Genomic DNA, 13,607 nt, shown 5'->3' with positions numbered 1-13,607 from the left:
AGAACCTGGCCCATAGCGCATCCCTTGATTCGGAGGACAAGGATGCCCCATCAAAATCTGGGATCAAACATCTAAGTCAGTGCGTCCCGCTTATGTCGCAGTCTCGTTTGGACAGGATGGGGTCAACCACGCCGGGGAGCGCGCGTGCCATGGTTGCGCCTGAGGTGATGGTGCGGTGCCGCATTCAACGTCTGAGTACGTGACGCCAGTGCAGTGTGCTTGAGGCGTCTGCGGAAGAACTTTGCAATGCGAAATTCATGTCCGACGCAACGGACCTGTCAAGCCTCGTTCAGACGCCATCCAGGTCCAGCCAGCGGCCTTCCCTGCCGGCCGAAAAACCATACCGGCTTTAGCCACCGAGACGCTCTAAAGCTGACGTCGGCTCATTTGATGAAAGGAGGACGCCGCTAGGGGGTGCACAAGGTTCCCCGGCTTGACGTCGCTTCGAGCGAAGAGCGGCGGTGTGGCTTGTCGTCAAGCGCCGGGCAGCGTGCCCCCTACCGATATCCCGAAAAGATCGACCAAGATGGCCATGCCGACGCCACACGCGGTCTGGATGAGGCCGACCATGAAAATGCGATTGGCGCGTTCGTAGATGGGGCGCCGCAAGGAACTCATGTCGAGCAGCATGGACAGCGCTCTCATCTGCAGTGCGATGCCGAGCAGGATCGGCACTACGGCGAACAGATCGTAGAGTTGCCATGGCAAGGGGTTCGCGGCCCAATGAGTGAGGAAGCCGAGGGAAAAGGCAAGCAGGATACCCACGGCAGTGATTGTGCCGTTGCGGAAAATGGTCTCGATCGGTTCTTCCTTCGGATCGTGCTCGTCCAAGCGGCTTCCTTTCGTTGCTCTTTCCGTCGAGACTAAGTTCTCGAGAATACTGTTCATCGCCAATTACTCGAGGCGAGCCGTAGGCAGCCGTTTCAGGGTGCGCTCCCTCTCGCTTCCGGCCGCGCAATGTACCTGCACGGCGAACTTACAGCGGCGAAAAGGTGCTGCGGCCACCATGCGACGCCTCGGACGTGCACGCCCTCTGTTCCTGGCGCAGCCCTTGCGGAGCGTACGCGCAGTGATCCTTCTCGGTAGCGGATGGCGCGGCCTCCGTTGCGGTCAGACGGGAAGCCGTCGCTGTTAAACGAGACTGTCACATATCGAACATGGCGAACCGTGTCGCACGTTTCTTTTCGCAGTGACCCTCAAAAAAAGTGATTCCAGCGAGACGAAGGCGCGTCGGCCCGATTTTGGTGTCGGCCGCATCTACGCTTCAGGTTGGCATGTCGCTTGCTGCTCTATTCGGAGAGCTGCAGCGGTCCGACCGGAGTGTTTCACATGTAAACGATAATGAATCTCCTAGCAGAAAACACTATTATAAGTACATGTGGCTTTTACGCTGGCTCACCTCTCGTGTCAAGCGCTTTGGCGTCCACATATTGGAGACAACACGCACAAAATTTAGAGGAAAAGCTTGCTCTTTCGCCTCTATCCTTTTTATTCCTTCATGGAGATCTAGACATGTACATCAAGAGTCCTCTTCTCGGCTTAACTGCTCTGATGACCATTTCCGTCGGTCGAGCAGCTGGCGCCGAGCGGGAACCGGCCGAGTACATCAAGATCTGCGACGTCCTCGGCTCGGGATATTCCTATATTCCCAACACCGAGACCTGCCTGCGCATCGGCGGCTATGTCCGTTACGATATCGGCCTGGGTGACGTCCGATCGTATGACAGCGCAAGAACCTCGGACGTGAGAACTGGCGAGGACCAAGGCACTTGGCGAAACAGCACACGCTTCACGTTCAAAACTTGGACCGGCCAGCAGACCGAGCTCGGCGCGTTGACGACCTATACCGAAACCCAGGTGAATTTTGGCAACAGCGCTAACTCGCATGACAGTCCTCAGAACTATGATTTCAACAGCGGCCTCGCACTGGCTTCTGCCTGGGTCGAGCTGGGAGGCCTGCGAGTTGGCAAGGAGGGGTCGGCCTTCGATACGTTTGTAAGCTACGCTGGCAACGTTCTCGATAGTATGCTCGTTCCGTCGGCCGGCTTCGACACCAACGTGGCTCAGTACCACTTCGACGCCGGCAACGGCATTTCGACTGTGATTTCGCTCGAACAAGGATCGGGCTCAGCCGGTACTATCGACAGCTATATTCCGCACGTTGTCGCCGGCTTGAAATACACGCAAGGCTGGGGCTCGATCACCGGCGTCGCGGCTTATGACAGCAATTACGAAGCTTTTGCCGGCAAGATCCGCGTCGACGTCGCTGTCACAAACCAGCTGTCGCTGTTTGGACTCTTCGGCTACGGTTCCAATGCCAGTCTCAACGAGGACTCAAACGGCGCAATTGCCAATCATGGGCGCGGCTCGTACAAAATCTGGAACGGCCAGTGGGCTTTCTGGGCGGGCGCCACCTACGAGTTTGACGAGAAAACTTCGTTCAACCTTCAGGTCTCGGGTGGTGATCAGCTCGAGGATTCTGGTGTGGCTGCAAACGTCGCCTACATGGTCGTTCCCGGCTTCACGGTCACAGCCGAGGTCGATTACGACCACTACGGCAACTCTGGCCTCGGCCCTGCCGAGCCTACCGCCGTCAAGGGCACGAGCAAGCCGAACAGCGTCGGCGGCATTCTCCGCTTACAAGGCTCATTTTGAAATCTCTCCAGTCGCGAGCATGGCAAAGGCACTTGCCTCGACAACGCACGCATGGAGAGCTTCGTTCGCCATCTTGAAGTCTGCATCGACCGTCCACGGCCCATCGTACCAACTAGAAACTGAAAGTTATGAGCCCTGTGTACTACACCTAGCCCTTGACCTGCCCGATGAACCGGCCAGGGGCCGTCAGTTCAAATTCGGGGCCGTTTAGAGGGCAGTGTGAGGCCGTGTTAGGTAAGCGCCACTGCAATGTCGAGGCCGCGACACGCCTGTCGCTTTGGACGGCTGGAATTGCCCTTCGCGGCGCCATTCATTCTCTCAACATTTACGTGATAATGCACGCTGAGTCCGAGCCGCGTGGCAGCACCCATCCTAGGTCACTATCGGGGGGCCTTAAACCTGAACAGCTCCATCGTCGCGGCTGCTGCGGAAGCAGGAGCTATCACTGGGACCCGCACTGGTGCTTGTCAGCCGCTGAGCCGCTACTTCGTCTTAGGAAGAGCATTGTCTTTGCCAAAAGCCGGCCAGTATTTCGAGATTGCCAGTGTGGCGCCGGCTGAAGAGAAATGACCATAGTCGAAATATAAAAACTCTCCTCTATCGGAATAGGCGCAGCGTCCTGCGCTGCACAGGAATTTCAGCGGATCGATGAATGTGGCGCCTTTGGTAAATGAGCGCACACGTTCGTTGATGTCGGGGTCCATCGCGATCGGCCAGGACGTATCGTCCAGATTTTGGCGCTTGGCGAAGAACGCAATTCTCCGGACGTCAGTTGGGAACTGCGGAGACTGGCCGATGACAAACACGCGCACGCCCAGGGCACGAAGCGTAGCGATTGTTTGCTGAAGACCGTCGAAACCTCTGACCTCATAGTCACTCCATCTACCGCTGAGGATAACCGTCTTGATGTCCGCTTCCAAGATGACGTCCAAGGCCTTGCGATTGAACCGGACACAATCAAGACGATCGTAAGGGTAGTAATAGAGTATCGGCGCGCAGCTGGCGTACGTATATTCAACGATGTTCGCCTGCAATCGATTTATGTTAGCACCCAAGCCGGAAACATAGTGCGCGGCGAAGGAGTCGCCCCACAAAAAAACCGTTGTTGGAAAACCGCTGGTGCGCGTGCAATCCTCCATATTCCAGCTTTCGATCCGGCTGGTGCCCTCGTTGAAACAGATGCCATTCCTCCAGTCCCCGACGGAAATGCGCCGCTGGACATAGTCCGGAAACCGTTGCGGAAAGCCGTTGCCGAGCGCCCCCGCCGCTCCGCCGGCACAAAGGACAACGATCGCGAGCGCTGAAAAGGCGAAGATAGGCCCCGGGGAGGTGAAGGCCCTCTTCTGTCGAAACGGCTGCTCTACAAACTTCCAGGAGAATGCAGCCAATGCGAGGCTTGCCACCAACATCGCACCGGTCATCAACGGATCGAGTTTTTGGAACGAAAGATAGTGCGCGAACGCATTGAGAGGCCAGTGAACAAGATACAACGAATACGAGATGAGCCCAATCCAGACCAGCGGCCGGACTTCGAGCATGCGGGTGGCGACCGTCGAGGGGGTATTTTGGCCAACATAGATCAGAAGGGCCGTTCCGATGCATGGATACAAGGCGTTGTAGCCTGGGAACGGATCACTCGCCGAAATCGCGAAGAACCCGATGGCGAGAAGGCCAAATCCGGCCACCCCCACCGACTCCATCAGGAATCGGTTGCCCAGCGGCGAGGGGCATTTGAGCATGAGCAGGGCGCCCAACATGAGTTCCCAGATTCGGGTCGGCAGCAGATAGAATCCGGCGGTGGGTGCCAGCGATGTCGCCATCACCGCCACTACGAAGCTGCAGAGAATTATCGGAAGAAGTGTCGTCAGCCAGCGCTTCCCGATGTAGCGATAGATTAGGAACATCAGGATTGGTGCGAAGATGTAGTACTGCTCCGCTACGGAAAGCGGCCAGGTGTGCAACAGTGGTAGAAGCGCGGCATCGATAGAGAAGTAACTTGACGTTTTCCAGAAGAAAACGTTCGACCAGAAGGTCGAGGTAGCTATGATGCTAAGACTGAATCCGCGCAGATCCGGTGGCAGAAGAATGAACAATGCCGCAATGCAGGTGAGAAGCATCACAAAGACGAGCGCCGGCAGAATGCGCCGGGCACGGCGCCAGTAGAAGTTGACGATGGAAAATTGGCCGCGTTCAAGGTCATCCAGGAGGCTTCCGCTGGTTAGGTAGCCGGAGATGACGAAGAAGATATCGACCCCGCTAAAGCCACCCGGGATCGCCGAAATTCCGAAATGAAAGAGTACGACCGGAAGTACAGCAACGGCCCTAAGGCCCTCGATATAGCGCCTATATTGCATCCAGCGGTTCCTTTTATTTTAGATCAGGACGCGATTGGAAGCTTTCAATCTCCGGTAGGAGTGCTGCCGAGATAAGGGCGGTATCAGCCACCTTTATCCGTCCCGAATGTTCTGTAAGTTGCAACTGGTACAGAAGCACGATCGCCATCGCCGGCCTTGACGGCCTGATTGTCGAGCAGATCGCGCGGATCGTTGACCATCACGGCCAGGTTATATCCTGTCGAACAACCAAGCGGCTGTTTGAAGGATTCTCCATTGGGTGAGGCACCATATGAGGGACAGACCGGCGGACGGGCGTGATAGACAATCGCCTCAATTCGCACTGAGCCGGCGTCGTGTTGATCGCGCAATTGAATGTTGTCTTCTTCGATTGCCAACTGCCTGGCCTGATGGGCTACCCCTGCGCTGAGCTGGGGCGAACCGCTGATGAGGAGGTGGATGGCATCGAACCGGCCGCGACTGGCCTTGTCTAGGAAAACACGCAAACGCTGCCGTTCGGAAGCGCGCAGGCTTTGCAACGTCAGGACGGTGGTCTCCTCTCGGACAAGCATTGGTGCCGATGGTTCGACATCAACTGGCGTAGTGCTTGTGCAGCCACTTACGCTTGGTGCCAGAGCGACAAAGAGGATTATAAAACGCAACATCTTTGGATGACACTATTCGATGATGAAGCCGAGACCGCCCTGGGCGCTTGGCGCGCCCGCACGGATAGCAGCGCGGTCTCGCGGGGGACTTGTCACGGAATTCGTCGGAGCGCCCCCTCCGTTCAAAGCCGGTGCCGCCCGCTCGGTCGGTGCGCTCATCTGGTTTGGGTTGGAGCCTGGTCTTACAATGTAAGGCGTAACTAGAATGACCAGTTCTGACTCCTCTTTTTGAAACGAGGTCGAGCGAAAAAGCGGTCCCAGGATCGGCAGTTCTCCGAGCCAGGGAAAGGCCCTGACATCATTGTTGACGTTCCGCCTGATTAGACCGCCGATTGCGAAGCTCTGGCCGCTGGCGAGTTCGACGACCGTATCGGCTCGGCGCGTGGAAACTGCCGGCACGGAAATTCCGTTGATTTGCACGGCACCTTGCGTCGACAGTTCACTGACTTCGGGCGTTACGTGAATGTTGATTTGATTGTTGCTGAGAACTGTCGGCACAAATTCCAGACTGACGCCGAAGTGACGGAATTCAACCGATACCTGCCTGTTTTCCTGCAGGACAGGAATGGGAAATTCGCCGCCCGCGAGAAAGCTGGCCTTTTCACCCGACATAGCGGTGAGGTTCGGCTCAGCCAGGACGGAAGCTATATGCTCCTTGGCGAGCGCGTCGAGAACCGCGCTGACGTTGACGGCACCGTTGTCGAATCCGATTTCTGCTGTACCGCCACCCTGGGTTGAACCAGACCCAGCGCTTGCAGCGCTTCCGCTTAGAACGCCCACTTTGAAATTGCCGATTTGACCGAAGGCGGACAAGTTGACGCCGAGTGACTTCATGGCGCTGCGTGAGACTTCGGCTACGCGCACGCTGAGGTTAACTTGCAGGGATCCAGCGACCTTGATGTTGTTGACGACTTGCGCTCCGTCGCCCAGATATTGCTCAGTGACTCTTTTTGCGGTGTCGGCGACCTCTGCGTCGGGCGCCGTCCCGCTAAGGATTGCGCCGCGCGGCGTATAGTTGACGCGGATGGGATAGTCGCCGACCTGCTCCCGCAACATGGCGCGTAAATCCCCGATCGGTTGCGTGACAACGATACGCAATTCGGCGAGAGGCTCGCCATTGCCATCCAAGGCGAATAGGCTGGTCCGCCCCGATTTCTTGCCAAAGACGAAGATTGTTTTGCTCGATGGCGCCTGAAAATCCGCGATCGTGGGGTCAGCAACAAAGATGGTCGTGGCTGGCGCGGGCAGATGAACGGTCTCCCCGAGCGAAGAGGAAAGGGTCAGCGTGGCGTTGATGCTATTCGAAGCCGCATGCGGCGGGCCTTTGTCCTGCTTGTTTTGCGCCGCGACACCAAGTGGGAAAGTCACAATAAGCGCGCAGAGGAGATGGCCCAGGTAACGGGGCACTGCAGGTCTTGTAACCTTGTTGGCGATCGCCCGCCAATTGAGCGCAGGGCAAGGATGTTGAAGGATCAGCAAAATAGATCTTCTTTCGATTCGACAAACTATGCGGATGAGGCGTCAGTCAATTCTAGGATGTAACCAATGCCTCGGATGGTCTTGATCCGTGGCGTTGCACCTGATCTGGTCAGATGTCCCCGTAAACGATAAATTCCGACTTCAAGCGCGTTGGCAGACACGTCGTCGTTGAATGAATAGAGGTGATCTTCCAATTGCGCACGGGGCACGATGCGGCCTGCCCGGTTAAGCAGGTGCTCTAGAATACAGAGTTCGCGACGTGCGATCATCATTGGGTGCCCATCAACGAAAACCTGGCGGGCGACCGGATCAAAGTCGAGATTGCCAAATACGAGCCTCAGGTCGGTCATCTGTGTCGCCCGGCGCAGAATGGCTCTCATTCTGGCAATAAGCTCATCGGTAGAGATGGGTTTGAGCAGAAAGTCGTCCGCACCACCGTTGAAGATCGCAATTCGCTTATCGAGATCGTTAAGGCTGCTCATAATGACGGCAGGAACTGAATGCCCGTGGGTCCTCAACTGCCTCAGCCAACCCAAGCCATCGCCATCTGGCAGAGCCAATTCCAGCAGGAGAATTTCATAGCTGGCGCAAGAAAATGCACTCGAAGCCAGTTCCAGAGTACCAACGACATCAACGACGAAGCCGCCATCCCCGAGCGCAAGTCGCATGGCGCGCGCAAGATCCGCATGATGATCCACGAGCAGCGTTCGCATTTCATCTCCTCTCGAAGAGGGACGGCCCATCGAACGCGTCACCGGCGGCCATCTGATCGGAGCACACGGCGCGCAACTCGTCGCAGCTCTCGGAACTGGTCCGAGTCGGAGGGACATGCAAGTCGCTCGGTGGCAATAGGCGCGGGTGAGGACCAACTGACGGGCTCAAATACGCCGGTCGGCGAACCCACGAGGCCAGCAACCCGCGTGCGATTTCTCGTTGCATCATCTCTCCTACGTGCAGCCCCTGCGCTCGCAAGGCAGCGTCGCGGCTCAGAGCCCGATTCCCAGAGAGGGTAGGGTTAGCTTTCGAGAAACTGATTGAACAAATCGATTATTTGGATCGAATGCATCCACGGTATGGATGCAGCGCCCCATCTTCAACGACTGCGGCGTCCTGATGCACTGTTGTGTCTGTCGTGCTCTGCTTTTTTCGCTGTCCTTCAAGGCTGGCGAGCCTGGTGGAACCTGCGCGTCATTGGCTTGGTAGCTTGAATGCTCAACAACGGAGCGCCCTGCGCAAAGCCGCTCTCATTTCCAAAAAGCCTTGCAATCTGGTTGGAGCACTTCGCGCTCGACACCAAAAATAGGCGAGGAAAACTGACGTCTGACAGGGATGTACATGCAACAGCCGATTTGCGGCACCAGCAAACGACCGCGTTCAGGCTGAAGATCGACGACCAACGGCTCCTCGATTTCCGCACCGACCGCTTTTACAAGCTCTTCCTGTGCGGGCGGATGCCGGCAAACAGCAGCACAGGGTCAGCGAAACCGGGAGCGGGCCTGCTTGATCGCCATGATCACATTGCCGCTGTCGCGCGTGCGGAGCGGAATGCATTCGGTCCAGCCGGCGGCAATCCCGGTCAGCACCATCGTCTGCACGAAGCTCCCTGACGAAGACGTGCCCGAATGCGCTCAACAAAGCCGGGCGGCGGATCTTTCCAATCGCCGAAGGTGCGGGCTGGCACCGAGCGGCGAACTGCGAACTCATTCCTGCCCGGCGGCGCTGGCCGCCGCGAGCGTCGATGCGGACCCAGCCGCTCCGAATCCTCCCACAACACGATGAGCGCGTCGCGGACATCGCTGCCGTAACAGCGGCTGCGGCTCTTGCCCGCAGACGGCCTCTGCTCACGACGGTTCATAAGACGGATCGCGCGCTTGCGAATAATAGCCGGTTACCGCCTCGAACTCATCCAGAATGCGCCGCTTGTCAACGCCGCAATAAAGCTCCACGATCGCCGCTTCACCGTATCGCCATGCTGAGCCGCGCCATCTTTCCCCCGAACCGGAATGGCACGACCTGTCCATCCCCTTTGGAACAGGACACTATTGGTAACATTTGCTTGAGGCAATGCGGCTCGTTGCCTTCCTTTTCGCTGACCGGAAGGGTACCGGAAGTCGTCTATCGCATCTTACCCGCTGAAAGCGGCAACACCTCGACCTCAATCGCAGATCATAGGAAATAGACGATCGCGTCGGGGCCTCAGCATCGGTTCACCGGGTTTCCGTCATCGACTGAAGCGAATTGCCCCATCGACCGTCACCGGGTGGGCCGCGATACGTCGCCGTATATGATAGCGAGCGCACGTAGCGGAGCCATAGCTCTCCACCCAGCCATGTTCCCCTAGTTGGAAGATGTCCGGCGGACCAGAGGTGCTGTCGTCAGCTTTTCCTGAATAGCGGCCAAGGCAATCCCTACCAGTCCATCACCACCTTGCCGGAACTGCCGCTCTTCATCGCATCGAAACCGATCTGAAAATCGTCGATGCCGATGCGGTGGGTGATCAGGCCGGAGACATCCAGCGGGCCCTGCACAAGCGCGATCATCTTGTACCAGGTTTCGAACATCTCGCGGCCGTAGATGCCCTTGAGATGCAGCATCTTGAAGATGACCTTGTTCCAGTCGATTTCGAAGCCGGTCGGCGCAATGCCCAGAATGGCGATTTTGCCGCCATTGTTCATGGTGTCGATCATGTCGCGGAAAGCGGGGGCGGCGCCCGACATTTCGAGGCCGACGTCGAACCCCTCGGTCATGCCGAGCACCGGCATGACGTCGCGCAGCTTCTCCTTCGAGGCGTCGACGACATGCTGGACGCCGAGTTTCTTGGCTAGCGCCAGCCGCACCGGGTTGATGTCAGTGATGACCACTTTGCGCGCGCCGACGCATTGGGCGACGAGCGCGCCCATGATGCCGATCGGCCCGGCGCCAGTCACCAGCACGTCCTCGCCGACCAGATCGAAGGACAATGCGGTGTGGACGGCATTGCCCAAGGGATCGAAGATCGCGGCAATCTCATCGGGCACATCGTCGGGGATCGGCACGACATTGTGCTGCGGGATCGCCAGATACTCGCCGAAGGCGCCTGGACGGTTGACGCCGACGCCGAGTGTGTTGCGGCACAGATGCCCTCGCCCGGCGCGACAGTTGCGGCAATGGCCGCAGACGATGTGGCCTTCGCCCGATACACGCTGGCCGACCTTGTATTCGGTGACCGCTGCGCCGAAATCGGCAACGGTGCCGACGAATTCATGGCCCGTCACCATCGGCACCGGCACCGTCTTCTGCGCCCACTGGTCCCAATTGTAGATGTGCACGTCGGTGCCGCAGATCGCCGTCTTCTTGATCTTGATCAGCACGTCGTTGGGGCCGATTTCCAGCACCGGCACTCTTCCATCCAGATGCCCGGTTCGGCCTTGGCCTTCACAAGCGCCTTCATCATGTTCGACATCAGGATTTCCCTATTCCGTGATTGCGCTTCTGGCGAGATAGCCTGCACAACGGGAAGGTAGGCCACTAACTCGTTTGAACGTCCGGAATGGTCAGCCCCGCCTGCTCAGCCTCGCGGCGCAAATTCTGCCGGGGCCGGGGGCCGATCTGCTGGATCACCAATCCGGCGGCCAGTGAGCCAAGGTCGCCGCAGGTCTGCAGGTCGCGGCCTTGCGTGTAGCCATGCAGGAAGCCGGCGGCATAGAGATCGCCGGCGCCTGTCGTGTCGACCAGTTCCTTGATGGCGGTCGCCTTGATGACCACGGTTTCGTCACCGCGCACGATGACCGAGCCTTTTTCAGAGCGGGTTACGGCGGCGATCCGGCAATCCTTGCGGATCTGCGCCAGCGCCTCGTCGAATGACGATGTCTGGTAGAGCGATTTGATCTCGTGGCTGTTGGCAAAGACGATGTCGACCGTGCCCGAGCGCATCAGGTCGAGGAACTCGTCGCGGTAGCGGTCGACGCAGAACGAATCCGACAATGTCATCGACACTTCGCGGCCTGCCGCATGCGCCAGCTTCGCCGTCTGGCGGATTGCCTCCTTGGCGCGCGGCGGGTCCCACAGATAGCCTTCGAAATAGGTGACCTTGGCGCCAGACGCCTTGTCGGCTTCGACATCCTCAGGGCCAAGCTCGACGCAGGCGCCGAGATAGGTGTTCATCGAGCGCTCGCCGTCGGGCGTGACGAAGATCATCGAGCGCGCCGTCGGCGGTTCGCCGTTGAGCGGCCTGGTGTCGAAGGCGACGCCCTGGGCATGGATGTCATGCGCGTAGATTTCGCCGAGCGCGTCGTTGGAGACCTTGCCGAAGAAGGCGGCGCGGCCGCCGAAGGAGGCGACGCCGGCCGCCGTGTTGCCGGCGCTGCCGCCCGAGGCTTCAATGGCCGGGCCCATGCGGCTGTAGAGCAGTTCGGCGCGCCGCGTGTCGATCAAATTCATCGCGCCCTTGATGATGCCGTTGGTCTCCAGGAACGCCTCGTCGCACTGGGCGATGATGTCGACGATGGCATTTCCGATACAAAGCACGTCATAGTCCGGCATCAATTCATGTCTCCGCCAAAAAACTTCCGGCTTTCTGCCACGCCGGGCGCGGGCGGGTCTAGCGGTTTGATGCGGCTTTGCCTAGTCGACAATGCCGCGATCCGACGAATGTCAGCGTAAGCGACCATCGTTGGATGGCGGCCGAAGCATTTCCCGCGTGCCTGGCTTACAAGCATGGCTGAGATGAGCGATGCCCAGAGGTTCCAGCCGGCCATGTCCACGAAAACCGACACGAGGATCGAGCTGGTGCTGCTCGTCGTATTGGCGGTGTTGTGGGGCGCATCCTACAGCTTCATCAAGATCGGCGTCGCGACGATCCCGCCGGTGACGCTGATCGCCGCGCGAACCCTGATCGCGGGTGGCATCCTGTTCGCTCTGATCCGCTGGCGCGGTTTGGCCTTGCCGGGTGATGCCGCAAGCTGGCGCCGGTTTGCATTCCAGGCATGCCTCAACAGCGTCGTGCCGTTCACGCTGATCGCTTCGGCCGAGCGCTCGCTGGACGCCGGGCTGGCTACGATCCTGAATGCGACCTCGCCGATCTTCACCTTCTTGCTGACCGCCCTGATAACCCGCCACGAACCGGCGACCGTGCGCAAGCTGTTCGGCGTCGCGGCGGGAATAGCCGGAATATGCCTCGTTGTCGGCGCCCCGGCACTTGGCGGCCTCGGACAGCAATTGTTGCCGCAACTTGCCGTCGTCGCGGCGACGATCTGCTATGCCGGTGCGGCCGTTTTCGGCCGCGGCTTCAGGGGACTCGACCCGATGGTGCCGGCCGCCGCTTCGATGCTCTGCGGCGCCGCGATGCTGATCCCCTTGAGCCTTGCGTTCGACAAGCCATGGACCCTGGCGCCATCGACAGCTTCGATCCTTGCGCTGCTCGGGCTTTCGGTGTTTTCGACCGCGCTGGCCTTCTCAATCTATTTCCGCCTCCTCCATACGCTGGGCTCCGTCGGCACCACCTCGCAAGCCTATTTGCGGGTGCCGATCGGCGTCGCTATCGGAGCCGTGTTCCTTGGCGAAAGCCTTGCCCCGAGCGCGTGGTGGGGAATGGCCCTGGTCGTCGCCGGCGTGGCGGCGATGACCATTCCCCAGGCGAAGGTCGCGCGCTAGGCGCTTGCAGCCTGCGCTGTCGCCGCCTATTCCGAAGATATCAGCCACGGGCACGTTAGATATGGAATTGGAAACGCCGTGATCCTCGATGCCGCCCGCGCCGCCTTGAGCCAGCTGTTCTCGCCCGAATTCCGTTCCGTGTTCGTGAAGACGCTGGGGCTGACCTTGCTGGCGCTGGCGGCGCTTTGGTTCGGGATCAAGGGGCTGTTCGAATGGCTGGCCTGGCCGTGGATCGATGCATGGCTGCCCAGCCTGCCATCCTGGGCCGGCTGGCTGGGCGCCGTCGTCGCCGGCATCGGCCTTGCGCTGGGGCTGGCGCTTTTCATCGCGCCGGTGACGGCGATCATCGCCGGCCTGTTCCTCGACGACGTCGCCGAGACGGTCGAGCGAACCGACTATCCCAACGATCCGCCCGGTCGCGCCGTGCCGGCGCTGCGCTCGCTGGTGCTGGCGATCCGCTTCTTCGGCGTCGTCATCCTCGGCAACGTCGTCGCCCTGCTGCTTCTGCTGGTGCCGGGCATCAACATTGCCGCCTTCTTCGTCGTCAACGGCTATCTGCTCGGGCGCGAGTTCTTCGAGTTCGCCGCCATGCGCTTTCGCCCGGAGGCCGAGGCCAAGGCGCTGCGCAGAAAGCACGCGGTCACCGTCTTCCTGGCCGGGCTGGTCGTCGCGGCCTTCCTCGCCGTGCCGCTGCTCAACCTTTTGACGCCGCTGTTCGCCGCCGCCATGATGGTGCACCTGCACAAGGCGATCTCGGCGCGGGAAAGGAGCTAGCGCAGCAGAAAGCCGCGCCCCAGCTTGTCGTCGTCCTCGACGATGAATTCGGCTCGCCCTGAGTAATAGG

At 59.4% G+C, this 13,607-nt stretch carries 10 protein-coding genes and 2 pseudogenes; 4 read left to right on the top strand and 8 right to left on the bottom strand.

Annotation, left to right across the window (positions count from 1 at the left end):
- Nucleotides 1–474 precede the first annotated feature (474 nt).
- Nucleotides 475–831 carry a hypothetical protein gene (locus E5W70_RS22295; protein WP_024505577.1) on the bottom strand — a complete coding sequence of 119 codons (357 nt, stop codon included), beginning with the start codon at nucleotides 829–831 and terminating at the stop codon, nucleotides 475–477.
- Nucleotides 832–1,512: 681 nt separating this feature from the next.
- Between E5W70_RS22295 and E5W70_RS22290 the strand changes: the two genes are divergently transcribed.
- Entirely contained in the window at nucleotides 1,513–2,655 is a 1,143-nt protein-coding gene (locus E5W70_RS22290; protein ID WP_292662456.1) for a porin, read from the top strand.
- A 482-nt stretch (nucleotides 2,656–3,137) separates the two neighbouring features.
- On the opposite strand, the gene E5W70_RS22285 is transcribed toward E5W70_RS22290, so the two are convergent.
- From E5W70_RS22285 to E5W70_RS22270, 4 genes are all read right to left on the bottom strand, one after another.
- Complete coding sequence (locus E5W70_RS22285; protein WP_292662453.1) at nucleotides 3,138–5,009, bottom strand: acyltransferase family protein; 1,872 nt, start codon at nucleotides 5,007–5,009, stop codon at nucleotides 3,138–3,140.
- A gap of 83 nt (nucleotides 5,010–5,092) precedes the next feature.
- A complete protein-coding gene (locus E5W70_RS22280; RefSeq protein ID WP_292662451.1) occupies nucleotides 5,093–5,653 on the bottom strand; it encodes a CpaD family pilus assembly lipoprotein in 561 nt (186 codons plus the stop codon).
- A 12-nt stretch (nucleotides 5,654–5,665) separates the two neighbouring features.
- A complete protein-coding gene (locus tag E5W70_RS22275) occupies nucleotides 5,666–7,087 on the bottom strand; it encodes a type II and III secretion system protein family protein (RefSeq protein WP_050580548.1) in 1,422 nt (473 codons plus the stop codon).
- Between the two features lie 71 nt (nucleotides 7,088–7,158).
- The gene (locus E5W70_RS22270; protein ID WP_024505585.1) at nucleotides 7,159–7,845 is read right to left on the bottom strand and encodes a response regulator transcription factor; all 687 of its coding nucleotides are present in this window, start codon (nucleotides 7,843–7,845) and stop codon (nucleotides 7,159–7,161) included.
- A 495-nt stretch (nucleotides 7,846–8,340) separates the two neighbouring features.
- On the opposite strand from E5W70_RS22270, the gene E5W70_RS22265 reads away from it, so the two are divergent.
- Nucleotides 8,341–8,739, top strand: coding sequence for a hypothetical protein (locus E5W70_RS22265; protein ID WP_155925003.1), 399 nt, complete (start codon nucleotides 8,341–8,343; stop codon nucleotides 8,737–8,739).
- On the opposite strand, the pseudogene E5W70_RS22260 reads toward E5W70_RS22265, so the two are convergent.
- From E5W70_RS22260 to E5W70_RS22250, 3 genes and pseudogenes are all read right to left on the bottom strand, one after another.
- Nucleotides 8,659–8,828 (bottom strand): annotated as a pseudogene (locus tag E5W70_RS22260) (transposase); the annotation flags it as partial. The gene E5W70_RS22265 and the pseudogene E5W70_RS22260 overlap by 81 nt on opposite strands.
- Before the next feature lie 712 nt (nucleotides 8,829–9,540).
- Nucleotides 9,541–10,574 (bottom strand): annotated as a pseudogene (tdh, locus tag E5W70_RS22255) (L-threonine 3-dehydrogenase).
- 65 nt (nucleotides 10,575–10,639) lie between these two features.
- Nucleotides 10,640–11,653, bottom strand: a complete 1,014-nt coding sequence (locus tag E5W70_RS22250; RefSeq protein ID WP_292662449.1) for an adenosine kinase — start codon at nucleotides 11,651–11,653, stop codon at nucleotides 10,640–10,642.
- Nucleotides 11,654–11,866: 213 nt separating this feature from the next.
- On the opposite strand from E5W70_RS22250, the gene E5W70_RS22245 reads away from it, so the two are divergent.
- Together E5W70_RS22245 and E5W70_RS22240 are read left to right on the top strand one after the other, a co-directional pair.
- Nucleotides 11,867–12,763 carry an EamA family transporter gene (locus tag E5W70_RS22245; RefSeq protein ID WP_292662446.1) on the top strand — a complete coding sequence of 299 codons (897 nt, stop codon included), beginning with the start codon at nucleotides 11,867–11,869 and terminating at the stop codon, nucleotides 12,761–12,763.
- A 78-nt stretch (nucleotides 12,764–12,841) separates the two neighbouring features.
- Complete coding sequence (locus tag E5W70_RS22240) at nucleotides 12,842–13,537, top strand: sulfate transporter family protein (protein ID WP_292662443.1); 696 nt, start codon at nucleotides 12,842–12,844, stop codon at nucleotides 13,535–13,537.
- Nucleotides 13,538–13,607: the final 70 nt, after the last annotated feature.

The organism is Mesorhizobium sp. (assembly GCF_005063415.1).
Lineage (GTDB): Bacteria > Pseudomonadota > Alphaproteobacteria > Rhizobiales > Rhizobiaceae > Mesorhizobium.
The sequence above is the reverse complement of the archived record's forward strand: the minus strand, read 5'-3'. Positions and strand labels throughout refer to the sequence as shown.

Bases quoted from the DNA above. Each gene is read 5' to 3' on its own strand.
- E5W70_RS22290 (WP_292662456.1), top strand. From the start codon at position 1,513: ATGTACATCAAGAGTCCTCTTCTCGGCTTAACTGCTCTGATGACCATT.
- E5W70_RS22250 (WP_292662449.1), bottom strand. From the start codon at position 11,653: ATGCCGGACTATGACGTGCTTTGTATCGGAAATGCCATCGTCGACATC.
- E5W70_RS22285 (WP_292662453.1), bottom strand. From the start codon at position 5,009: ATGCAATATAGGCGCTATATCGAGGGCCTTAGGGCCGTTGCTGTACTT.
- E5W70_RS22265 (WP_155925003.1), top strand. From the start codon at position 8,341: ATGCTCAACAACGGAGCGCCCTGCGCAAAGCCGCTCTCATTTCCAAAA.
- E5W70_RS22245 (WP_292662446.1), top strand. From the start codon at position 11,867: ATGTCCACGAAAACCGACACGAGGATCGAGCTGGTGCTGCTCGTCGTA.
- E5W70_RS22270 (WP_024505585.1), bottom strand. From the start codon at position 7,845: ATGCGAACGCTGCTCGTGGATCATCATGCGGATCTTGCGCGCGCCATG.
- E5W70_RS22280 (WP_292662451.1), bottom strand. From the start codon at position 5,653: ATGTTGCGTTTTATAATCCTCTTTGTCGCTCTGGCACCAAGCGTAAGT.